General features: G+C 69.8%; 19 protein-coding genes and 2 tRNA genes. 15 read left to right on the top strand and 6 right to left on the bottom strand.

The window, feature by feature from the left end:
* Nucleotides 1-99 precede the first annotated feature (99 nt).
* Both H4F70_RS14765 and H4F70_RS14760 read left to right on the top strand, forming a co-directional pair.
* The gene (locus tag H4F70_RS14765) at nucleotides 100-573 is read left to right on the top strand and encodes a ribose-5-phosphate isomerase (protein ID WP_182346786.1); all 474 of its coding nucleotides are present in this window, start codon (nucleotides 100-102) and stop codon (nucleotides 571-573) included.
* Between the two features lie 13 nt (nucleotides 574-586).
* Entirely contained in the window at nucleotides 587-1,381 is a 795-nt protein-coding gene (locus tag H4F70_RS14760; protein WP_182357708.1) for an Fpg/Nei family DNA glycosylase, read from the top strand.
* Between the two features lie 31 nt (nucleotides 1,382-1,412).
* Here H4F70_RS14760 and H4F70_RS14755 read toward each other — a convergent pair whose 3' ends face one another.
* Entirely contained in the window at nucleotides 1,413-1,784 is a 372-nt protein-coding gene (locus H4F70_RS14755) for a hypothetical protein (protein ID WP_182357707.1), read from the bottom strand.
* Between the two features lie 622 nt (nucleotides 1,785-2,406).
* Here H4F70_RS14755 and H4F70_RS14750 point away from each other — a divergent pair.
* The 4 genes from H4F70_RS14750 (at nucleotide 2,407) to H4F70_RS14735 (ending at nucleotide 6,890) form a co-directional block, all read left to right on the top strand.
* Nucleotides 2,407-3,630, top strand: a complete 1,224-nt coding sequence (locus H4F70_RS14750) for a quaternary amine ABC transporter ATP-binding protein (protein WP_182357706.1) — start codon at nucleotides 2,407-2,409, stop codon at nucleotides 3,628-3,630.
* Nucleotides 3,631-3,638: 8 nt separating this feature from the next.
* Entirely contained in the window at nucleotides 3,639-4,625 is a 987-nt protein-coding gene (locus H4F70_RS14745) for an ABC transporter permease (protein WP_235681131.1), read from the top strand.
* Between the two features lie 58 nt (nucleotides 4,626-4,683).
* Nucleotides 4,684-5,649: a glycine betaine ABC transporter substrate-binding protein gene (locus H4F70_RS14740; RefSeq protein ID WP_182357705.1), complete on the top strand. Its 966-nt coding sequence runs from the start codon at nucleotides 4,684-4,686 to the stop codon at nucleotides 5,647-5,649.
* Between the two features lie 254 nt (nucleotides 5,650-5,903).
* On the top strand, nucleotides 5,904-6,890 hold the full coding sequence (locus H4F70_RS14735; RefSeq protein WP_182357704.1) for a glycine betaine ABC transporter substrate-binding protein: 987 nt from the start codon (nucleotides 5,904-5,906) through the stop codon (nucleotides 6,888-6,890).
* A gap of 100 nt (nucleotides 6,891-6,990) precedes the next feature.
* On the opposite strand, the gene H4F70_RS14730 is transcribed toward H4F70_RS14735, so the two are convergent.
* Nucleotides 6,991-7,064, bottom strand: a tRNA-Gly gene (locus tag H4F70_RS14730).
* A 236-nt stretch (nucleotides 7,065-7,300) separates the two neighbouring features.
* Here H4F70_RS14730 and H4F70_RS14725 point away from each other — a divergent pair.
* From H4F70_RS14725 to H4F70_RS14700, 6 genes are all read left to right on the top strand, one after another.
* Nucleotides 7,301-7,374 (top strand) — tRNA-Pro (locus tag H4F70_RS14725).
* Between the two features lie 113 nt (nucleotides 7,375-7,487).
* A complete protein-coding gene (gene tig, locus H4F70_RS14720) occupies nucleotides 7,488-8,891 on the top strand; it encodes a trigger factor (protein WP_182357703.1) in 1,404 nt (467 codons plus the stop codon).
* A gap of 209 nt (nucleotides 8,892-9,100) precedes the next feature.
* A complete protein-coding gene (locus H4F70_RS14715) occupies nucleotides 9,101-9,691 on the top strand; it encodes an ATP-dependent Clp protease proteolytic subunit (RefSeq protein ID WP_143910746.1) in 591 nt (196 codons plus the stop codon).
* Between the two features lie 116 nt (nucleotides 9,692-9,807).
* Nucleotides 9,808-10,425, top strand: a complete 618-nt coding sequence (locus H4F70_RS14710; protein WP_182346987.1) for an ATP-dependent Clp protease proteolytic subunit — start codon at nucleotides 9,808-9,810, stop codon at nucleotides 10,423-10,425.
* A 337-nt stretch (nucleotides 10,426-10,762) separates the two neighbouring features.
* The gene (gene clpX / locus H4F70_RS14705) at nucleotides 10,763-12,046 is read left to right on the top strand and encodes an ATP-dependent Clp protease ATP-binding subunit ClpX (RefSeq protein ID WP_182357702.1); all 1,284 of its coding nucleotides are present in this window, start codon (nucleotides 10,763-10,765) and stop codon (nucleotides 12,044-12,046) included.
* Nucleotides 12,047-12,355: 309 nt separating this feature from the next.
* Nucleotides 12,356-14,188 carry an FUSC family protein gene (locus tag H4F70_RS14700; protein ID WP_182357701.1) on the top strand — a complete coding sequence of 611 codons (1,833 nt, stop codon included), beginning with the start codon at nucleotides 12,356-12,358 and terminating at the stop codon, nucleotides 14,186-14,188.
* Between the two features lie 10 nt (nucleotides 14,189-14,198).
* On the opposite strand, the gene H4F70_RS14695 is transcribed toward H4F70_RS14700, so the two are convergent.
* The 3 genes from H4F70_RS14695 to pcaD form a co-directional block, all read right to left on the bottom strand.
* On the bottom strand, nucleotides 14,199-15,407 hold the full coding sequence (locus tag H4F70_RS14695; protein ID WP_182357700.1) for an acetyl-CoA C-acetyltransferase: 1,209 nt from the start codon (nucleotides 15,405-15,407) through the stop codon (nucleotides 14,199-14,201).
* A gap of 69 nt (nucleotides 15,408-15,476) precedes the next feature.
* Nucleotides 15,477-16,280, bottom strand: coding sequence for an IclR family transcriptional regulator domain-containing protein (locus tag H4F70_RS14690; RefSeq protein ID WP_182357699.1), 804 nt, complete (start codon nucleotides 16,278-16,280; stop codon nucleotides 15,477-15,479).
* A complete protein-coding gene (pcaD, locus tag H4F70_RS14685) occupies nucleotides 16,277-17,065 on the bottom strand; it encodes a 3-oxoadipate enol-lactonase (RefSeq protein WP_182357698.1) in 789 nt (262 codons plus the stop codon). The genes H4F70_RS14690 and pcaD overlap by 4 nt, the downstream gene beginning before the upstream one ends.
* Nucleotides 17,066-17,184: 119 nt before the next feature.
* Between pcaD and H4F70_RS14680 the strand changes: the two genes are divergently transcribed.
* The 3 genes from H4F70_RS14680 to H4F70_RS14670 all read left to right on the top strand — a co-directional run bounded on the left by H4F70_RS14680 (nucleotide 17,185) and on the right by H4F70_RS14670 (nucleotide 20,093).
* Nucleotides 17,185-17,958 carry a CoA transferase subunit A gene (locus H4F70_RS14680; protein WP_182360439.1) on the top strand — a complete coding sequence of 258 codons (774 nt, stop codon included), beginning with the start codon at nucleotides 17,185-17,187 and terminating at the stop codon, nucleotides 17,956-17,958.
* Nucleotides 17,955-18,602: a CoA transferase subunit B gene (locus H4F70_RS14675; RefSeq protein ID WP_182357697.1), complete on the top strand. Its 648-nt coding sequence runs from the start codon at nucleotides 17,955-17,957 to the stop codon at nucleotides 18,600-18,602. Before H4F70_RS14680 ends, H4F70_RS14675 begins: the two co-directional genes overlap by 4 nt.
* A gap of 63 nt (nucleotides 18,603-18,665) precedes the next feature.
* The gene (locus H4F70_RS14670; RefSeq protein WP_182357696.1) at nucleotides 18,666-20,093 is read left to right on the top strand and encodes an amino acid permease; all 1,428 of its coding nucleotides are present in this window, start codon (nucleotides 18,666-18,668) and stop codon (nucleotides 20,091-20,093) included.
* Here H4F70_RS14670 and H4F70_RS14665 read toward each other — a convergent pair.
* Complete coding sequence (locus tag H4F70_RS14665; protein ID WP_182357695.1) at nucleotides 20,042-21,121, bottom strand: hypothetical protein; 1,080 nt, start codon at nucleotides 21,119-21,121, stop codon at nucleotides 20,042-20,044. The genes H4F70_RS14670 and H4F70_RS14665 overlap by 52 nt on opposite strands.
* Nucleotides 21,122-21,151 lie beyond the last annotated feature (30 nt).

The raw sequence follows: 21,151 nt of genomic DNA, 5'->3' as shown, positions 1-21,151 counted from the left end.
GTCAGTGACTGCGCGTCGTCCCCGGCGGGCCCGGCTGCGGCCGGGCCCGCCGCACGGCCCCGGGAGCGGGACCAGGAGCGTGCTGACACAATCGTGGCCATGCGCGTATACCTCGGCGGCGACCACGCCGGATTCGAACTCAAGGCCACGCTGATCGAGCACCTGACCGCGGCCGGGCACGAGCCCGTCGACTGCGGCGCATTCGAGTACGACGCCGTGGACGACTATCCGGCGTTCTGCATCGACGCGGCGCGCAAGGTGGTGGCCGACCCGGGCAGCCTGGGCATCGTCATCGGCGGCAGCGGCAACGGCGAGCAGATCGCGGCCAACAAGGTGCCGGGTGCGCGGTGCGCGCTGGCGTGGAGCGTGGAGACGGCCCGGCTGGCGCGCGAGCACAACAACGCGCAGCTGATGGGCATCGGCGGGCGCATGCACTCGCCGGACGAGGCGAAGGAGATCGTCGACGCCTTCTTGTCCGCGCAGTGGTCGCAGGAGGAGCGTCACCAGCGCCGCATCGACGTCCTCGCCGAGTACGAGCGCTCCGGCACGGCTCCCGCCGTCCCCGGCGCCTGAACCGCGCGCGGCCGTGCCGGAGGGGCACACCGTCCACCGTCTCGCCGTGATCCACCAGGAGCGGTTCGCGGGGCGCCCGGTGCGGGTGAGCAGCCCGCAGGGGCGTTTCGCGGAGGAGGCGCGGCTGGTGGACGGCCGGGTGCTCGAGCGCGCGGACGCCTACGGCAAGCACCTGCTGCACTTCTACGACGTCGACCTGGCGGTGCACGTGCACCTGGGCATCTACGGGGTCTTCGACGAGCAGTCGGTGCCGATGGACCCGCCGCGCGGGCAGGTGCGCATGCGCATGATCGGTGCGGAATCCGGCACCGATCTGCGCGGGCCCACCCGCTGCGAGGTGATCGATCACGCGGCGGTGCAGCGGCTGCGCGCGCGCCTGGGCCCCGACCCGCTGCGTGCGGACGCGGATCCGGAGCGGGCGTGGCGACGCATCGCACGGTCGCGCGCCCCGATCGGCGGCCTGCTCATGGATCAGTCGGTGGTGGCCGGCGTCGGCAACGTCTACCGCGCGGAAGTCCTGTTCCGGCAGGGCATCGACCCGATGCGCCCCGGGCGGTCGCTGGACCGCGCCGAGTGGGACGCACTGTGGTCGGACCTGACGGCGCTGATGGCCGTCGGCGTCACGGCGGGCGGCATCGTCGTGGTGCGCGACGAGCACGACCACGGCGACCCCGCCTACGCCAAGGGCAAGCCGCGGACCTACGTCTATCGGCGCGCGGGCGGCCCGTGCCGGGTGTGCGGGGCGACGGTGCTGCGCACGGAGCTGCAGGGGCGCAACCTGTTCTGGTGCCCGCACTGCCAGAGCTGATGGGGCTGCCGACCGGGCGCCGATGCCGGAATCAGGTGGGGTTCCGGACCCCCGGGTCCACGCCGTGGCCGCGCTCGAAGTCGTCGCCGTCGTAGGGGACGCCCGGTAGCCCTGCCAGCAGCGTGTCGAAGTACCCGGCGGCATCGTCGGACCAGCCCTCGGGCGTGTCGGCCGCGGACCACCAGCGCTCGGAGTACCAGCCCGCGGGCACCGGCCGGCCGCGCACGCGCCCGCCCGGGAAGTAGTGCGGCGTGTCGTCCGAGGCGGTGGGGGACGCGGAGGCCTCGCGCCCGCCCCAGGACACCGTCCGCGTCGCGCCGACGGCACCGGCCGTGTCCGCCCCGGCGAGCGGCGGCAGCGGCGCGCCGGGGCCCGCACCGTCGGCGATGCGCGCGGCCCGCACGAAGTGCAACCCCGCGACGGCGGCCCTCCTGGGCGCGCAGCGCCAGGGCGGGCGTGGCGGCGCGGGGAAGCAGGCCGGCCGCGCGTGACCTGCATTCGCCGGCGCGCTGGAGGCATGCGTGGGCGGCAGGGGAGTGTGCCGTGACCGCGGCGGGGCCGTCCAGCTGCCCGGTCAGCCGGACCACCCACGGACCCGGCCGTGCGGCGTCTCCGTCGTGCCTCGCCGCATCCCGTGCGGCGACCTTCCGTTGCGCCCGGCGGGCGAGGACGACCGCGACGACGAGCGCGACGAGCACGAAGAGTGCGACGAAAAGCACAGGCGAACCCACGGTGGTCATGGTATCGCTGTGCGCTGGGCGGAGGCGCTTCCGCTCCTGTGTGGGACGTTCGTACAAAGGTTACAGCTCGGCGGCGGAGCCCTATCCTGTCTGCGACCTGCGATACGGTCAGCTGCGAATCGCAGATTGCACAATTTTCGATAAGCGGTGATGGGTGCGCGGGCGTGGGAGATCCCTGGATGCCCGCGGCGCGCGGGCACGGTGGCCGGTTCCGAACGGCGGCGCGGCTCCGGCCCGTCCCGGGGTCGTGTTCCCCGGCGCATCATCGCGGGCACGGAGGACACGGTGGCAACCGTCAAGACGGAGAAGCTCTACAAGGTGTTCGGGCGGAACCCCGACAAGGTGGTGGCGGCGCTGGAAGGCGGCGCCGCGCGGTCGGAGATCGACACCGGCGGCGCGACGGCCGCGGTCATCGACGCGAACCTCGACATCCGTGAGGGCGAGACGTTCGTGGTGATGGGGCTGTCCGGCTCGGGCAAGTCGACGCTGCTGCGCATGCTCAACGGTCTGCTGCCGGCCACCTCGGGGCGCGTGCTCGTGGGCGGGGAGGACCTCACCGCGATGTCCGACCGCGAGGCCCGCCACCTGCGGCGCCGCACCATGAGCATGGTCTTCCAGCACTTCGCGCTGTTTCCGCACCGCACAGTGCTCGACAACGCCGCGTACGGCCTGCAGATCCAGGGGGTCGACAAGGCCGAGCGGCGCCGGAAGGCGGCGCGCGCCCTGGAACTGACCGGGCTCGCCGGTTGGGAGGACCACATGCCGGGCCAGCTGTCCGGCGGCATGCAGCAGCGCGTGGGCCTGGCGCGCGCACTCGCTGCCGAGACGGACATCCTGCTGATGGACGAGGCGTTCAGCGCGTTGGACCCGCTGATCCGGCGCGACATGCAGGACCAGCTCACGGAGCTGCAGAAGACTCTCAACAAGACCATCATCTTCATCACCCACGACCTGGACGAGGCCATGCGGATCGGCGACCGCATCGCGATCATGCGCGACGGCCGGATCGAGCAGGTCGGCACCGCGCGGGAGATCCTCGACTCCCCGGCCAACGCCTACGTGCAGGAGTTCATCCAGGACGTGGACCGCACGCGGGTGCTCACCGCGGAGAACGTCATGGACCGGCAGGCGGTCACCGTCACGGCGGCGGCGCTCGACGCCAAGTGGGACGAGATCGCGGCCGCACCGGGACGCCGGACCGTGTTCGTCGTCGACGAGTCGGGCCGCCCGGTGGGGGTCATCGGCTCCGATTCGGCGGACGGCTCCGTGGTCGGCACGGGCGCACCCGCCGTCGACCGGGACGTGGTGGAGGTGCCAGAGAACGCCTCACTGCGGTCACTCTTCCGCAGCTCCGCGACCAGCGACCATCCCCTGGCGGTGGTGGACGAGGCCGGCAGGCTCAGCGGCACCATCTCGCAGGACCGGCTCCTCGGAGCGGCGGGCGAGGCGGCGGCCGCGCCGCCGGATCCGGCAGAGCACATCGTCGAGGCATCGGGGGCGGCATCGTGAACGCAGGAGTGAGCGACGGTACGGCGTTGGCCCAGGACGGGGTCGCGCTTCTGGCCGACACCTGGCATGTGCCGCGCATCCACGTGGGCGACTGGTTCGACACGATCGTCACGTGGCTGACGAACAACGTCGGCCCGCTCTTCGACTTCATCTCGACCGTCGTGTCCGGCGCGGTCGACTGGCTCACCGACGTGCTCACGTACCTGCCGCCGTGGGGGATGATCATCATCTTCGCGGTGCTCGCGCTGTGGATCAGGGGCTGGAAGGCCGCTGTGGTCTCGGTGATCGGCTTCGGGATCATCGACGGGATGCTCGAGTTCGAAGCGACGATGCAGACGCTGGCGCAGGTGCTCTTCGCCGCGGTGATCGCGGTGGTGCTGGCCGTGCCGCTGGGCATCTGGGCGGCGCGCAACGCGGCGGTGAGCCGCATCGTGCGTCCGGTGATGGACTTTCTGCAGACGCTGCCGGTGTTCGTCTACCTGATCCCGGTGATCTTCTTCTTCTCCATCGGCACCGTCCCCGGCATCGTCGCCACCGTCGCGTTCTCGCTGCCGCCGGGGGTGCGGCTGACGGAGCTGGGCATCCGCCAGGTCGATCCGGAGATGGTCGAGGCAGGCGAAGCGTTCGGCACCTCGCCGTGGCGCATCCTCACCGGGATCCAGCTGCCGCTGGCGCTGCCCTCGATCATGGCGGGCGTCAACCAGGTGATCATGCTCGCGCTGTCGATGCAGGTGGTGGCGGGCATGGTCGGCGCGCCGGGGCTGGGCACCGAAGTGTTCGGCGCCGTGACGCGACTCCAGCTGGGCGCGGGCTTCGAGGCCGGTATCGCCGTGGTGATCCTGGCGATCTACCTCGACCGTCTCAGCGCCGCGTTCGGCAACCGCTCCGTATTCAGCCGCATGGGCGCGGTGTTCCGCATCCTGCGCAGGAGCCGGACCGCCGACGATGAACAGACTCCGGCCGACACCGACAGGACCACGGTGACGGCAGGGTGATCCGCGCGGCGAGGTCGGGCGTCGCCGCGGGAACCAGCAATCGAGAAAGGGAGAAAACATGGAATCAGGGGAGAATCCGGAGCCGGTGGGCGTGCCGGCGCGCCGCAAGGGGCGTCGCCGCGGACTGCTGACCGGGGCGGTTGCGATCTTCGGCGCCATCGCGATGGTGGCCGCGGGGTGCGGATCGAGCGACCAGGCGCCCGGCGGCAGCGGGGGCGGCGGCGATGAGACCATCACCATCGGCTACATCGCCTGGGACGAGGACATCGCCCTGACCAACCTGTTCGAGCAGCAGCTCGAGGCGGCCGGGTACGACGTGAAGACCACGCAGCTCAGCGCGGGCGCGATCTTCTCCGGCATGGCCAACGGCGACGTCGACATGTTCCTCGACACCTGGCTGCCCACCACGCACAAGGAGTACTGGGACAAGTACGGCGCCCAGCTCGAGGACCTGGGCGTGTGGTACGACAAGGCCAGCCTGGAGCTCACGGTGCCGTCCTACGTGACCGACGTGAATTCCATCGCCGACCTCAAGGACCACGCCGACGAGTTCGGCGGGGTCATCACCGGCATCGAGCCCAGCGCCGGGATCATGAACCGCGCCGAGAACTTCGCGGTGCCCGAGTACGGGCTCGAAGGAGTGATGAAGGTCCAGCAGTCGTCGACCCCCGCGATGCTGGCCGAGCTGGAGAAGGCGATCAGCAACAAGAAGCCGATCGTGGTCACCCTGTGGCATCCGCACTGGGCGTACAGCCGCTACGACCTCAAGGACCTGCAGGATCCGAAGAAGGCGATGGGCGAGGCGGAGAAGCTGCACATCACCGCGCGCGGCGGGTTCAGCGAGGCACACCCGAAGATCGCCGAGATGGCCTCGAACTTCACGATGGACGACGAGCACCTGCAGTCGCTCGAGGACGCCATCAACTCGGCCGGCAAGGGCAAGACCGCCGACGCGGTCACGCAGTGGACCAAGGACAACCAGGCCTTCGTCGACGAGAAGTTCGGATCGCTCAAGCAGGACTGATAGGCCGACAGCCGCGTGAGCACCACGCTTCGGGCGCGGCACGCGGTACACGGGCGTGGCCGGGAACCCTCATGGGTCCCGGCCACGCCCGTGTCGCGTCGGCCAGGCGCGGGCGTTGTGCCGGAAGTCCTGAGAACGACCCCGGCGGAGTGGCAACCTCAAGGTGAGGACCGACGACGACGGCCACGTCGAGTGACAGTGCGGGCTGGTGTGCGCAGCCCGGCGGCGGGGCCGGGCGGAAGGGAGATGCAGCGATGGGTGCGCCGGACACGGGGGATCGGACAGGCGGCCGCGCGCGGCGCCGGAACACGGATCGCCGTCGCCGCCCACGCAGGGTGGCCGGGCTCGTCGCCGCGCTCACCACGGCGGCCCTCGTCGCCGCCGGCTGCGGATCCGGCGCGGACACCCCGGTCGATGAGGCGCACACCGTCGAGATCGGCTACATCGATTGGGCCGAGGACACGGCGTTGACGGCGCTGTTCGACCAGCAGCTCAGCGACTCGGGCTACCAGGTGGAGACGACGAGGTTCGACGACGTCGGCGCGCTCTTCGCGGCGATGGCCGACGGCAAGATCGACATGTTCCTCGACACCTGGCTGCCCCTGACCCATCAGAAGTACTGGGACGAATACGGAGACCGGCTCGAGGACCTGGGCGTCTGGTACGACAACGCGAATCTCGAGCTCGCGGTTCCGTCGTATGTGACCGATGTGCACTCCATCGCAGACCTCAAGGACCACGCCGGCGAGTTCGGCGGCGTCATCACCGGCATCGAAGCGGGAGCCGGGATCATGGACCGCACGGAGCACCACGTGATCCCCGACTACGGCCTGGGCGGGGTGATGCGGGTGGAGGAGTCGTCCGCCGAGCAGATGGCGGCCGATCTGGGTGCGGCGATCGCCGAACGCAGGCCGATCGTCGTCACGCTCTGGCATCCGCACTGGGCGTACAGCCGCTACGACCTCAAGGACCTGAAGGACCCGAAGGGGTCCCTGGGGTCCACGGAGAATCTGCACATCACGGCGCGCGCCGGATTCAGCGACGACCACCCGAACCTCGCGACCGTGGCGTCGGGGTTCACCATCGACGACGAGCGGCTGCAATCGCTGGAAGCGGCGATCAACGCGGCGGGCGCCGACGGCGAAGACGCGGCGGTGCGGCAGTGGCGGGCGGACAACGCCGACTACATCCGCCAGGAGTTCGGGACACTGCACCAGAGCGATCAGCGGCACATCAATTGAGCGGCGCCGGGTATCGACTGGCGCACGGTGGGGCATGTGCGCCGGATACCGGCTGTGTGCGATGCCGTCAGGGCGGTATAAAAACCGGCTCTGACCTGCGTGGAGCGGGTGACGGGAATCGAACCCGCACCATCAGCTTGGAAGGCTGAGGTTCTACCATTGAACTACACCCGCATGCTGCAACTGCGAGTCGCATGCGGCTCGCGTGCAAAGAGAACTGTACCCAATCCGGGCCCGGTATCACCAGCGGGGGGCCGGGCCGTAGGATCGGGACCCGTACGATCCAGCGTGCGGGCCCGGCTGTGCCCGGATGCGGTTTTCGTGTCGGAACACCGGCCGCGGCGGGCACGCCCGGTGGGTTTCAGCCGCGCGGGCGCATCGAACGCGGCCGGGCAGGTGCCCAGTGGTCACGGGGTGTGGCGCAGCTTGGTAGCGCATCCGCTTTGGGAGCGGAGGGTCGCAGGTTCGAATCCTGTCACCCCGACTGGCAGTACGCGTGGTGCAGACGGTCGCGGAGGCCGCCTGCACCCTGCCGGAGAACATCGAACACGACCGCGTCCCGGGACCGGGTCCGCGGAACGACGAAGGAGCTAGTCCGTGAAGAGCACCGTCGAGCAGCTCAGCCCGACGCGGGTCCGGATCAACGTTGAGGTGCCCTTCGAGGAACTCAAGCCGGACTTCGACGCCGTCTACCGCCAGCTTGCGCAGCAGGTGCGCGTGCCCGGGTTCCGCCCGGGCAAGGCGCCGGCGAGGATCATCGAGACCCGCGTCGGCCGCGGGGCCGTCATCGAGCAGGTCCTGCAGAACGCGGTGCCCGGCCGCTACACCGAGGCCGTCACCACCAACGACATCAAGGCCATCTCGCAGCCGGAGATCGAGGTGACCAACATCGAGGACGGCGACCACGTCGAGTTCACCGCCGAGGTGGACGTGCGCCCCGAGATCGACCTGCCGGACTTCTCCGCCATCGCGGTCGAGGTCGACCCGATCGCCGTCACCGATGAGGCGGTCGACGAGCAGCTCGACGCGCTGCGCGCGCGCTTCGGCACCCTCACCGGGGTGGACCGTGCCGTGCAGAACGGCGACTTCGTCTCGATCGACCTGGCCGCCACCGTCGACGGGGAGCCGGTGCCCGAGGCCACCGCCGAGGGGCTCTCGCACGAGGTGGGCTCCGGTCAGCTGATCGACGGCCTGGACGAGGCCGTGGTGGGCGTCGAGGCCGAGGGGTCGGCCGAGTTCACCACCAAGCTGCTCGCCGGTGAGCACGCGGGCCAGGAGGCCGTGGTCACGGTGACCGTCAACAACGTCAAGGAGCGCGAGCTCCCCGAGGCGGACGACGAGTTCGCCCAGCTCGCCAGCGAGTTCGACACGATCGACGAGCTGCGCACGAGCCTGCGCGAGCGGGTCGAGCAGTCGCAGCGCTCCGAGCAGGCCGGCGCGATCCGCGACAAGGTGCTCGAGGACCTGCTCGAGCAGGTCGAGTTCGAGCTTCCCGAGGCGATCGTCCAGGCCGAGGTGGACAACCAGATCCACGAGGTCGTGCACAGCCTCGACCACGACGAGGAGCAGCTCGACAAGCTTCTCGAGGCCCAGGGCTCGAGCCGCGAGAAGTTCGAGGCCGACGCCCGGGAGTCGGCCGTCAAGGCGGTCAAGGCGCAGCTGCTGCTCGACGCGGTCGCCGACGCGGAGGACGTGCAGGTCAGTCAGGAGGAGCTCACCGAACGCCTGCTGTTCGAGGCCCGCCGCGGCAACATCGCGCCCGACCAGCTGGCGCAGCAGATCCAGGACGCGGGGCGCCTGGGCGTGCTCTACGCGGAGGTCCGGCGCAGCAAGTCGCTCGCCGACATCGTGCAGAAGGTCACGGCCAAGGACACCGACGGCACCGTCATCGACGTGGCCGACCTGCTGGGCCTCAAGGACGACGAGGTGGAGGCGGCCGGAGAGGCGGCGCCCGTCGACGAGTCCGGCGACGACGCGGACAGCGCGGACGCGAAGGACTGACCCCGAGGGGCTTTCACGCTGACAGCGAAAGTGGGCGGTACCGGGACTACGGTGCCGCCCGCTTTCGTTAGGGTCGATGAAGGGGCTCCCGGCGCGGCCGGCATCGCGCGGGGTGCCCGGGACCGCAAGGCGGTCGCGCACCGCCCGACCGCAGTTCGCAGTACACGACGCACTCGAAAGGCACGCCCGTGAGTTTGCAGAATCCCGCCATGCGTTCCGGCGCCTCCGGTCTCAACCTCAGCGACTCGGTCTTCGAGCGCCTGCTCCAGGAGCGCATCGTCTTCCTGGGGTCGCAGGTGGACGACGAGATCGCCAACCGTCTCTGCGCGCAGATCCTCCTGCTCTCGGCGGAGGACCCCACGCGGGACATCTCGCTGTACATCAACTCGCCGGGCGGCTCGGTCACCGCCGGCATGGCCATCTTCGACACGATGACCTACGCGGAATGCGACGTGGCCACCTACGCGATGGGCCTGGCCGCGTCGATGGGGCAGTTCCTGCTGGCCGCCGGCACCAAGGGCAAGCGCTACGCGCTGCCGCACGCGCGGATCATGATGCACCAGCCGTCGGCCGGCATCGGCGGCTCCGCGGCGGACATCGCCATCCAGGCCGAGCAGTTCGCGCAGACCAAGCGCGAGATGAACGAGCTCAACGCCCTGCACACTGGCCGCTCGGTGGAGGAGGTCACCCGGGACGCCGACCGCGACCGGTGGTTCACCGCGGACCAGGCGCTGGAGTACGGCTTCGTCGACCACGTCATCAGCCGGGCCAAGGACGCCGGCGGCACCGGGGCGAGCTGAGCACGGCCCGCCCCCGTCCGCACGTCAATCCCGCTACCGCAGACACGGAGAATCCGATGACCCACTCTTCGCAGAACCCTGCTCCGCAGAACCCCGGACCGCGCGGCGGTGCACCGATGATGCCGCAGGCCCGCTACATCCTGCCGTCGTTCGTCGAGCACTCCAGCTACGGCGTCAAAGAGTCGAACCCTTACAACAAGCTGTTCGAGGAGCGCATCATCTTCCTCGGCACGCAGGTCGACGACGCCTCCGCCAACGACGTCATGGCGCAGCTGCTGGTGCTCGAGTCGCTCGACCCGGATCGCGACATCACCATGTACATCAACTCGCCGGGCGGCTCGTTCACGTCGCTGATGGCCATCTACGACACGATGCAGTACGTCCGCGCCGACATCACCACCGTGTGCCTGGGCCAGGCGGCGTCGGCCGCAGCGGTGCTTCTGGCGGCGGGCACGCCGGGCAAGCGCATGGCGCTGCCCAACGCGCGCGTGCTCATCCACCAGCCGGCCACCGAGGGGATGCAGGGGCAGGTGTCCGACCTCGAGATCCAGGCCACGGAGATCGAGCGGATGCGCCGCGCCATGGAGACCACGCTGGCGCGCCACACCGGCAAGGACGCCGAGCAGATCCGCATCGACACCGACCGCGACAAGATCCTCACGGCAGAGGAGGCCCGCGATTACGGCCTCATCGACACCGTGCTGGAGTACCGCAAGCTCTCGGCGCAGTCGTAGCAGGCGGTCATAGCAGGCGGAGCGGACGCCGGGCCGCCGCCCGGCCTCCCGGCGCAGTGGCGCTCCCGCGATCCGTTGGCGTGACCGACGGGGCCCGGTAGCGCGCCATGCGGGCGTCGAATGCCGCCGCCGGTGGCGGCGAGCGGGTACCGTCGGTAGGCGACCGGCGGATGAGGACGGGGCGCCGGGGCCGGCCGAAAACCGGTCCCGCGCCACTGCGGCGCGGACGGCGTCCGCGCCGCCGGTGCAGGGCAGAGCCGAGGACGGCCGCGGTGATACGGCGGCGGCGTAGGACGTGCACGATCGCGGGCAAGCGAGAAAGTAGGGGACGGCGGACATGGCACGCATTGGTGACGGAGGCGACCTGCTCAAGTGTTCCTTCTGCGGCAAGAGCCAGAAGCAGGTGAAGAAGCTCATCGCCGGCCCCGGCGTGTACATCTGCGACGAGTGCATCGACCTGTGCAACGAGATCATCGAGGAGGAGCTGGCCGAGACCGGTGACGTCAAGCTGGACGCGCTGCCCAAGCCCGGCGAGATCCACGAGTTCCTCGACAGGTACGTCATCGGGCAGGACGATGCCAAGCGCAACCTCGCCGTCGCCGTGTACAACCACTACAAGCGCATCCAGGCGGGCGACAAGTCGCGCGACGCGCACGGCGAGTCCGTCGAGCTGATGAAGTCCAACATCCTCATGCTGGGACCCACCGGGTGCGGCAAGACGTACCTGGCGCAGACGATGGCGAAGATGCTCAACGTCCCGTTCGCCATCGCCGACGCCACCGCGCTCACCGAGGCCGGCTACGTGGGCGAGGACGTCGAGAACATCCTGCTCAAGCTCATCCAGGCGGCCGATTACGACGTCAAGCGCGCGGAGACGGGCATCATCTACATCGACGAGGTCGACAAGATCGCCCGTAAGAGCGAGAACCCGTCGATCACGCGCGACGTCTCCGGTGAGGGCGTCCAGCAGGCGCTGTTGAAGATCCTCGAGGGCACCCAGGCGAGCGTCCCGCCGCAGGGCGGCCGCAAGCATCCGCACCAGGAGTTCATCCAGATCGACACCACCAACGTGCTGTTCATCGTGGCCGGTGCGTTCGCGGGGCTCGAGAAGATCGTCGACGACCGGGCCGGCAAGCGCGGACTGGGCTTCGGCGCGGAGGTGCGCTCGCAGGCGCAGGCCAGCGCCGAGGCGGGGGACCGGTTCGCGGACGTCATGCCCGAGGACCTGATCAAGTTCGGCCTCATCCCCGAGTTCATCGGGCGCCTGCCGGTGGTCGCCACGGTGACCGACCTGGACAAGGATGCGCTGGTCAAGATTCTCTCCGAGCCGCGGAACGCCCTGGTCAAGCAGTACGAGCGCCTGTTCGACATGGACGAGGTCGAGCTCGAGTTCACCGACGACGCCCTCGAGGCCATCGCCGACCAGGCCATCCTGCGGGGCACCGGCGCCCGCGGCCTTCGCGCGATCATGGAAGAGGTCCTGCTGCCGGTGATGTACGAGATCCCGGGCCGCGACGACGTGGCCAAGGTGGTGGTGGACGGCGATACCGTGCGCGAGAACGTCAACCCGACGATCGTGCCGCGCTCGTCTGGCGAGGAACGCCGGGAGAAGTCGGCGTAGGGACCCATTTGTAAGTTCGCAGCGAATTTGGCGCTGCATCTCCAGCCACTTCGCATTCTAATTGCGGGATATCCGACGCGTGCCAGCGCGCCAGCTTAGTGTAGACGCTGGGGAGGTCGGCGAAAGTGGCCTCTTCGTCGGTGTTCGGGTCATTGCGCGGGAGGGGTTGTGGCGGGAGATGTATCGGCGGACTGCCAGGCGAGTGTGACCCGGCCGGCTCGGTGGATCGTGGAAGCATTGCGGATCAAGCCTGCTTCGTTCCCAGTCGGTCACGCAATTCGATCCGGTCTGACCGTCGGAGGCCCGTTCGTGGTCGGTGCGCTTGCGGGGCAAGTTATCACCGGCATGTGGATAGGCCTGGCTGCGTTGCTCTTGGCTGCGGGGGAACGAGAGGGCACATACCGGCTGAACTTCTGGATCATTGCGGTATCCACGCCCATCGCCGCGTGCGGGTATCTTCTGGGGTTCGCGCAGAATCTTCCGCTGGCGGCGCTGATACCAGTGATGGTGATCCTTGCCTTCCTCGCCGGTGTCATCGCGGGTTTCGGTCCGGCGTTCTCGGTGGCGGGCATGCAGTTCCTGCTGGTATCGGCTATCGCTCTCGGCGTACCCGGTATCGACTGGTGGAAGCCCATTCTCATGTACCTGGTCGGCGGTGTGATCTATGCGGCCCTGTTGGCCGTAGAGATGCTGATGAACCCCAGACGTCCCCAGCGAGTCATCGTTCTCGCATTGCTGACGAGTCTGGCGGAGTTGGCTCATGCGCGTCGCGCAGACCTCGCGGACGGAGGGAATGAGCGCACGGCTTCTGCACGTAAGGTCGCCACGAGTGCCTGCCAGTCCGCGAGGGCCCGTGTTGCCGAGATACCTGTTCGGAGGGCGGGCTCGGCCGGCGATTGGGTGCTCGACGCTGAGGTGGTGGACGCTGCGGAAAGTGTCGCGGCATTCCTTGTCGCCGAGAACGATGTGATTGAACTTGCGTCCGCAGAAGTGTCGTTGGCGGTGTTGGTCGACAGGTTGAAGACGCATGACGGCGCAAGACCGCGTGACGAGTCGCCGGAGTGCCGTGCCGGCGGCACGGTACGCCGGGTCGATACTTTGGTGACAGCCCTGGCGGCGGGGGTCGGTGAGAGTTTTTCGGAGAAGCTGATCTCTCCGGTCGTCGGCCGGGAGGTGATGCTTGCTGCGTGCCGTTTGGCGCTCTGCTATGGGATAGCCATCGCGGCCAAGGAGTACTTTCCGTTTGACCACTGGTTTTGGGTCCCGCTGACGGTGGCCCTAATCATGAAGCCGGATTTTGGCTCCGTGTTCGCTCGTGCACTGCAGCGCGTGGTAGGAACCGTGATCGCCGCAGGTGTGGCGACAATCCTGCTCATCATTGTTCCGAAAGGGTTCGCGATCGGGATCGTGATCGGCCTGTTTGCGGCATTCGTTCCGTGGTTGATGATGCGCTCGTATGCGTTGCAGGCGGTGGCTATCACCCCGGCAGTAATCCTCTTGGTGGATTCGATCGAACCGGGCGGCGAGACGGCGAACTATTCCTGGCAGCGCATCGGTGCTACTGCCATCGGTGCCGGGGTGGTGATCATCTTCGGGTATCTGATCTGGCCGCACAGCCGTCGAGCGTGGATGGCCGAGACGTTCCGGGAAGCGATGGGCGCTATCGGACTGCAACTCAAGACGGCGGCGTCGCCGGTACCTGAGAACCCGGAGGCGGCCCACCATCGACACGAGACTCTGGTGAGCGCCCGACGGACTGCATACCGCGCGCTCTCCGACCTGCAAGCCCGTATCGAACGGGCGCTGTCGGAGCCGCCTCCTGCTGACGTCGCCGCCGCGGCCTGGCTTCCAGTCGCATCCGCCGCCGACCGGCTTGCCGACGGGGTATCAGCCTATGCTGTCGACCGCGCGGAGGGACGTGTTCCAGCGGCGCAGGAGGCGGGGTATTCGCTGGCTGGAGAGATCGCGGGGCTTGCGCGCGGTGAATCACCTGCAGTCCTTCGTTCGGGGCCCTCCGCCCCAGAAGTCGGAGGGAGTCTGTCCGAGGCCACGCTGAAGCCGGTTGTCGATGACCTGTCCCGACTCCGGGCACTGTTCGGTGAGCAGCCGGAACCGATATCGAGGCGTGACAACGCGCGGTAAGCGGGGCCGCCTACACCGCCTCGAACACCGCGGCCAGTCCCTGCCCGCCGCCGATGCACATGGTCTCCAGCCCGTAGCGGGACTCGCGGCGGACCATCTCGTTCGCCAGTGTGGCGAGGATGCGTCCGCCGGTGGCGCCGATGGGGTGCCCCAGCGAGATGCCCGAGCCGTTGGGGTTGATCCGCTCGTCCTCCGCGTCGAGCCCCCACGAGGCGAGGACGGCCAGGGCCTGGGCGGCGAAGGCCTCGTTGAGTTCGATCACGCCCATGTCGTCGAGCGCGAGCCCGGCGCGACCGAGCGCCTTCGCAGTGGAGGGCACCGGGCCCAGGCCCATGGTCTTCGGCTCGGTGCCCGCGACAGCCCACGAGACCAGGCGGACGATCGGCGTGAGCCCTAGCTCGGCGGCCCGCTCCGGAGTGGTGACGATGCACACGGCGGCGCCGTCGTTCTGCCCGGACGCGTTGCCGGCGGTGACCGTCGAGTCCGGGTCCACCTTCGAGCGCACTGCGCGCAGCCCGGCCAGGGACTCCGGCGTCGTCTCCGCGCGCGGGTGCTCGTCGGTGTCCACCACCAGCGGCTCGCCCCGGCGCTGCGGCACCATCACCGGCACGATCTCGTCGGCGAACCTCCCATCGTGCTGGGCGGCGACGGCCCGCTGGTGCGAGCGGGCGGCGAGGGCGTCCTGGGCCTCGCGGCCGATACCGAACTGCGCGCGCAGGTTCTCCGCAGTCTCGATCATGCCGCCGGGCACGGGAAAGTCGTCGCCGCCGGCGGTGACGCGGCCGCGGGCCAGCCTGTCGGCCAGGTCCAGCGCCGGCTTCTTGACGCCCCAGCGCATGCCGGTCACGTAGTACTCGGTCTGGCTCATCGACTCGGCGCCGCCGGCGAGGACCAGGTCGGACGCGCCGGTGGCCACCTGCATGCACGCCTGCAGGATCGCCTGCAGCCCCGAGCCGCAGCGGCGGTCCACCTGCATGCCGGGCACATCGATGCCCAGGCCCGCGTCCAGTGCGGCGACCCGCCCCAGCGCCGGTGCCTCGCCGTTGGGGTAGCCCTGGCCGAGGATGACGTCGTCGATCACGGACCCGTCGATGCCGGAGCGCTCGACGACGGCGCGGATCACGGTGGTGGCGAGATCCTGGACGCGCACGTCGCGGAACACGCCGCCGAAGCGGCCGACGGGGGTGCGCAGCGGAGTGCAGATGACGGCGTCGGACATGGGGACCTCCTGGGTGGGGAAGGGGCTGGTGGGGAAGGGACAGGTGACGGCAGGGGTGCTGCGCGGACGTCAGCCCGGGCCGGCGCGGCGCAGGTCGGCCTCGATGGCGGCGGCGGTGGCGACGAGCAGCGGCAGCATCCTGCCGCTGAGCTCGGCCACGTCGTAGCGGCCGGCGGGGGTGGAGATGTTTACCGCGGCAGCGACGGTGCCGTTGGCGTGGCGGATAGGGGCGGCGATGGAGCGCAGGCCGGGCTCGAGTTCCTGATCCACGAGGCAATAGCCGTCGTCACGCACCCGGTCGAGGACGCGGCGCAGCTGATCGGCGTCGGCGACGGTCGAATCGGTGCGGCGCTCGAACGACGAGGCCGCGATCGCCGCGTCGAGCTCCGCAGGGGGCAGGCCCGCCAGCAGCACCCGCCCCATGGAGGTGACGTGGGCGGGGAAGCGCGTGCCGATGCTGATGGACACGGCCATGATGCGGCTGACCTGCTCGCGCGCGACATAGACGACGTCGGCGCCGTCGAGCACCGACACCGACGTGGACTCGCCCACCCGGCCCGACAGGTCCCGCAGGTGCGGCTGGGCGAGATCGGGCATCCGCAGGCCGGACAGGTAGCTGTAGCCGAGCTCGAGCACCAGCGGCGTCAGCGAGAACACGCCGGCGTCGCTGCGGACGTAGCCGAGGTCGGCGAGCGTGAGCAGAAAGCGGCGGGCCGTGGCGCGGGTGAGACCCGTCGCGCGTGCCACGTCGCTGAGCGTGCGGGTCGGGTTGTCCGCATCGAAAGAGCGGATCACCGCCAGCCCGCGTGCGAGCGACTGGACGCGGTCGGGGGGCGGCGTCGTGGTCTCGGTGTCGGGGGCGACAGGGCTCACCGCGCGCCGCCCGCCCCGGCACGGTGCGCGTGCTCGGTGATCAGGGCGTTCGCCGCTGCGGCCTGTTCGAGGTTGGCCAGGTGTGCGCCGGGATCGAGGACCTCGAGTGCGGCGCCCGGGATCGCGTCGGCGATGGCCTTCAGTGCGTCGGGGCCCGTCGCGGGGTCTTGCGCGCCGGCGATGGCGAGGGTGGGGACGGTGATGCGAGGCAAATCCGCGCGACCGTCCCACGCGGAGAGCGCCTCGCAGCAGGCGGCGTAGCCCTCGTCGGGTGTCGCGGCGACCATGGTGCGTGCGCGGGCGACCAGGTCCGGGGCGCGTGCGGCGAGGCCGGGAGTGAACCAGCGGCCCACCACGGACTCGGCGATCGCACCGGTGCCGTCGCGGCGCACCGCCGCCGCCCGGTCGAGCCACGGCTGTGCGTCGCCGAACCGCGCCGCGGTGCACAGCAGGGTGAGGGACCGGACCTGCCCCGGTGCGCGCACCGCGATCCGCTGCGCTACGGCGCCGCCCAGGGACAGGCCCGCCAGATGCACGGGCCCGCCGACGGCGGCGATGAGCTGCAGCACGTCGCCGGCGAGCTCGTCGACGGTGTAGGGGCCGGGGGGCACGGGTGAGCCGCCGTGTCCCCGCAGGTCCGCGCTGACCACGCGGAACTCCTCCGACAGCGTCGTGTACTGCGGCTCCCACATGGTCAGGTCGGAGCCGAGCGAGCCGATGAGCACCAGGGTGGGCGCGTCGGTATTCCCGGGGCCGTCGATGCGGTGGGCAAGTGCGACGGTCATCGCTCCTCCTTGTGCGTGGTGCGGACTGCGTGCGGCTTGCGGCTGCGTATCCCATTCGATGTTCGCATAGCGAATGCATGTTCACAAGGCGAACTTTCTGGGGTAGCCTGGGTCGCGTGTTGAACAAGGTGATACCCACAACAGCGGAGGCCGTGGCCGATGTGCCCCACGGGGCGTCCATCGCCGTCGGCGGATTCGGCCTGGTCGGTGTGCCCGAGGCCCTCATCGACGCACTGCTCGAGCAGGGCGCCGGTGATCTGGAGATCGCCTCGAACAACCTGGGCACCGACGGTTTCGGGCTCGGCGTGCTCCTGTCCGCCGGTCGCATCCGCCGCACCATCAGCTCGTACGTGGGGCAGAACAAGGAGTTCGCCCGCCAGTACCTCGCCGGGGAACTCGAGGTGGAGCTCACGCCGCAGGGCAGCCTCGCCGAGCGGATGCGGGCCGGCGGTGCGGGCATCCCTGCGTTCTTCACCCCCGCGGGCGTGGGCACCCAGGTGGCGGACGGGGGCCTGCCGCGCCGGTACTCCGCCGACGGGTCCGTCGCGCTCGCGTCCCCGCCCAAGGAGACGCGCGAGTTCGACGGGGAGGCCTACGTGCTCGAGCGCGCCATCGTCACCGACTACGCGCTGGTGCACGCCTGGAAGGGCGACCGGCACGGCAACCTCGTGTTCCGCAAGAGCGCCCGCAACTTCAACCCGCCGGCCGCGAGCGCCGGCCGCATCACGATCGCCGAGGTCGAGGAGCTGGTGGAGCCTGGCGACATCGATCCGGACGCGGTGCACGTGCCCGGCATCCAGGTGCAGCGGGTGGTGCACGTTCCCGTGACCGGGCCGAAGAAGATCGAGAAGACGACGCTGCGGGAGGCCGGACAGAAGGAGGCCCACTCATGAGCTGGTCCAGGAACGAGATGGCGGCCCGTGCCGCCCGTGAGCTGGCGGACGGCCAGTACGTCAATCTCGGCATCGGCATGCCGACGTTGATCCCCAACCACATCCCCGACGACGTCGAGGTGATCCTGCACTCGGAGAACGGCGTACTGGGCGTGGGGCCGTATCCGACGGAGGACGAGCTGGATGCGGACCTGATCAACGCCGGCAAGGAGACCATCACCGTAGCGCCCGGCGCGTCGTTCTTCGACTCGTCCCAGTCGTTCGGCATGATCCGCGGCGGCAAGGTGGACGTGGCGGTGCTGGGTGCCATGCAGGTGGCGCGCAACGGCGACCTGGCCAACTGGATGGTGCCGGGCGCCATGGTCAAGGGGATGGGCGGCGCGATGGATCTGGTGCACGGCGCCCGCCGGGTGCTGGTGCTCACCGATCACGTCACCAAAAAGGGCGACCCGAAGCTGGTCGACGCGTGCACGCTGCCGCTCACAGGTGCGGGCTGCGTGCAGCGGGTGATCACGGACATGGCCGTCGTCGACGTGGCCGACGACGGGTTCGTGCTCGTCGAGGTGGCCCCGGGGGTCTCCGTCGACGACGTCCTCGCCGCGACGGGATCGCCGCTTCGCGTGCCGGACGCCGTGCGGGTGTAATCCGCGCGACGTCGGCGGCGGGCGAGGACAATGCGCATGGACGGCCCGGGGACAATGACCGGCATGACCGATCAGGCCCCGGCCGACGCCGCGACGGACGCGCCCCCGGCGCCTCCCGAACGTCGACGGCGCCTCCAACGCGGCCTGTCCACGCGGCACATCAACTTCATCGCCCTCGGCTCCGCGATCGGCACCGGGCTGTTCTACGGCTCCTCCGAGTCGATCCAGGCCGCGGGCCCCGCCGTGCTCATCGCCTACATCATCGGCGGCGCAGTGGTGTATTCGGTGCTGCGCTCGCTCGGCGAGATGGCGGTGAGCGACCCGGTGGCGGGGTCGTTCGGCGAGTACGCGCGCAAGCACCTGGGCCCGCTGGCGGGGTTCGTCACCGGGTGGACGTACGTGTTCGAGATGGTCATCGTGTGCATCGCGGACGTCACCGCGTTCGGCGTCTACATGGGACTGTGGTTTCCGGACGTGCCGAGGTGGATCTGGGTGCTGGCCATCGTGCTGCTGCTCGGCGCGGTGAACCTCGTCAGCGTCAAGGTGTACGGCGAGCTGGAGTTCTGGTTCACCATCGTCAAGATCGTCGCGATCGTGGCGATGATCGCGGGCGGCGCGGCGATCATCGTGTTCGGCTTCGGCATGGACGACGGGGCCACCGGCATGAGCAACCTGTGGGCTGACGGCGGGTTCGCGCCGCACGGGGTGGGCGGCGTGATCGCCTCGCTCGCCATCGTCATGTTCGCGTTCGGTGGCACCGAGATCATCGGGCTCACCGCCAGCGAGGCGCGGGATCCCGAGAAGGCGATCCCGCGGGCCGTCAACACCGTCCCGCTGCGGGTGCTGCTGTTCTACGTGCTGGCCCTGGGCGTGATCATGGCGATCATGCCGTGGAGCGAGGTCGACTCCGAGTCCAGCCCGTTCGTCTCGATCTTCACGTCGCTGGGCATGCCCGCGGCGGCGACGGTACTCAACATCGTGCTCATCACGGCGGCGCTGTCCGCGATCAACAGCGACATCTTCGGCGCGGGCCGGATGATGTTCGGGATGGCGGAGCAGCGGCACGCCCCGGCCGCGCTGGGCAAGCTGACCAGGGGCGGCGTCCCGTGGGTGACCGTCGCGCTGATGGTCGCCGCGCTGCTGGTCGGCGTGGTGGTCAACTACCTCATGCCGGACCGGGTGTTCGTGGTCGTCGCCTCGATCGCCACCTTCGCCACGGTGTGGGTGTGGCTGATGATCGTGGCGTCGCAGGTGGCCTCGCGCCGCCGAATGACGCCGCAGCAGCGCGCCGCGCTGCGGTTCCCCGTGCCGCTGTGGCCGGTGGCGCCCATAGCGACGATCGCGTTCATCGTGTTCGTCTGCGGGGTGCTCGCGTACTTCCCGGACACCCGCGTGGCCATCATCGTGGGCGCGGTGTGGCTGGCGTTGCTGGCCGGGGCCTACCGGGTCTGGGTGCGGCCGCGGGACCGCGAGACGTCCACCGTCGGGTGATTGTCCTGCAGGGCTGCGGCCGTGAATGATTGCCACCGCGGAAGTGCGGTATCCGGAGCCGCGCGTTGTCCGGCTGAGTGCTGCCCGGCTGAGTGCTGTCCGAAGGCATGCGGCGCGAACAGCGCGGGCCGGTCATCGCGAAGCGTCACGCCGAGCTGGGCGGTGCCGTGCCCCAGGGATTCCACCCGGCGCACCGCGCTGAGGATCGCCTCGAACGAGACCGGAGGCGGCTCCGAGCCGGCCAGCAGGTTGCCGAGGTACTCGCCTGCGGGGCTGGTGACCCCGATCCGCCCGCAGACGAGCCACGACACCGCTTCCGCCTCGAACTCCTGCACCTCGTGCGGCAGGGATGATCGATCTTTGATCACGACCGCGCGGCCCTTTCCGGCGCGGTCGTCCTCCGTGGACGCATCCCGCGTGAGTTCGCCGAGGTGGCCGCAGTACAGGTGACCCAGTTCGTGCGCGACCGTCGCGAACTTCGCGTTGGCGTCGAGGCTGCGATTGACCACCAGATCGAACAGGATCACTTTCTCGGCATTGCCCATCCGCTTCTTGCGGGGCTCGCTCAGTCGCACGATGTGTCCCGCGGCCGTGGGTCCTTGCTGCGATTCCGCGTAGGCGATACCGGAGACGGGCAGACCGAGCGCGAACCTGGTCAGCCCCTCGTCCGTGACCGGTCCGCTGCTGGCGAAGGGGTCGAGTACCTCAGCGGGCAGCGGATCGCCCTCGACGTCGGATACGTCGTAGACGAACTCGACGGGACCGAATGGTTTGAGGATCACCAGGGGGTTCGCCCCCGGTACGACCTGCCTGCCGAAACGGTCCCGCCATTGCCGCGCCGTCAGCACGTAGCGGCTGCCCGGCCGCTGGATGCCGATCATGGCCGCGTTGTAGGCGGCGATCGTCGGAAAGTTCCGTACGAATCGGAGGAGCGCTGCGGACAACGGCGCCCGCCCGTGCGCGAGCGCGGATTCCCACAGCCCATCGAGTCCTTTGAGCTCGTCGTGCTCCTCGGGCGCGTGCGTCATGACTCCTCCGTTCCGATGCGGTAGGCGCGG

The sequence above is a fragment of the Tomitella gaofuii genome (assembly GCF_014126825.1).
Taxonomy (GTDB): domain Bacteria; phylum Actinomycetota; class Actinomycetes; order Mycobacteriales; family Mycobacteriaceae; genus Tomitella; species Tomitella gaofuii.
This window is presented reverse-complemented; position numbering and strand designations above follow the sequence as displayed.

Bases quoted from the DNA above. Each gene is read 5' to 3' on its own strand.
- H4F70_RS14765 (WP_182346786.1), top strand. From the start codon at position 100: ATGCGCGTATACCTCGGCGGCGACCACGCCGGATTCGAACTCAAGGCC.
- H4F70_RS14740 (WP_182357705.1), top strand. From the start codon at position 4,684: ATGGAATCAGGGGAGAATCCGGAGCCGGTGGGCGTGCCGGCGCGCCGC.
- H4F70_RS14735 (WP_182357704.1), top strand. From the start codon at position 5,904: ATGGGTGCGCCGGACACGGGGGATCGGACAGGCGGCCGCGCGCGGCGC.
- H4F70_RS14715 (WP_143910746.1), top strand. From the start codon at position 9,101: ATGCGTTCCGGCGCCTCCGGTCTCAACCTCAGCGACTCGGTCTTCGAG.
- H4F70_RS14710 (WP_182346987.1), top strand. From the start codon at position 9,808: ATGATGCCGCAGGCCCGCTACATCCTGCCGTCGTTCGTCGAGCACTCC.
- clpX (WP_182357702.1), top strand. From the start codon at position 10,763: ATGGCACGCATTGGTGACGGAGGCGACCTGCTCAAGTGTTCCTTCTGC.
- H4F70_RS14695 (WP_182357700.1), bottom strand. From the start codon at position 15,407: ATGTCCGACGCCGTCATCTGCACTCCGCTGCGCACCCCCGTCGGCCGC.
- pcaD (WP_182357698.1), bottom strand. From the start codon at position 17,065: ATGACCGTCGCACTTGCCCACCGCATCGACGGCCCCGGGAATACCGAC.
- H4F70_RS14675 (WP_182357697.1), top strand. From the start codon at position 17,955: ATGAGCTGGTCCAGGAACGAGATGGCGGCCCGTGCCGCCCGTGAGCTG.
- H4F70_RS14670 (WP_182357696.1), top strand. From the start codon at position 18,666: ATGACCGATCAGGCCCCGGCCGACGCCGCGACGGACGCGCCCCCGGCG.
- H4F70_RS14665 (WP_182357695.1), bottom strand. From the start codon at position 21,121: ATGACGCACGCGCCCGAGGAGCACGACGAGCTCAAAGGACTCGATGGG.